This window comes from Flavobacterium tistrianum, assembly GCF_003254545.1.
Taxonomy (GTDB): domain Bacteria; phylum Bacteroidota; class Bacteroidia; order Flavobacteriales; family Flavobacteriaceae; genus Flavobacterium; species Flavobacterium tistrianum.
On the sequence record NZ_QJRH01000025.1, the window covers coordinates 1 to 356 of the forward strand.

Below are 356 nucleotides of genomic sequence, written 5' to 3' on the forward strand. Positions count from 1 at the left end.
TCGAATCTCCCGATTCCATTACTCTTATTTTTTCTTGTTCTGATTTTCATCAGAACGGCTGTCAATCCAATATGTCTACGAACGTGTCTTTTTCCGTTTTCGCTTATCTCTCAAAGCGGGTGCAAAACTAGAAATTCTTTTTCTTTCATGCAAGAAAAAAATGAAAAAATTTTGAAGCTTTTTTTTCGCTTCCCTTTTCAATCTCTTCCTCCAATCTTTCAATGAACTTCCCGTATTTGCGGGGTGCAAATGTAAAAGCATTTTTCAAATCCTGCAAGACTTTTTCAATCTTTTTTTTTCGAAAATCTCTTTTCGATTCGATTAAGTTTCCTGGCAGTATTTCTGTGAACGTTTTC

General features: G+C 34.8%; 1 protein-coding gene. It reads right to left on the minus strand.

The annotated features are described in order from the left end of the window. Window positions 1-145 precede the first annotated feature (145 nt). The coding region (locus DMB71_RS22050; protein ID WP_204251750.1) for a hypothetical protein at window positions 146-356 on the minus strand (211 nt) is incomplete at its 5' end.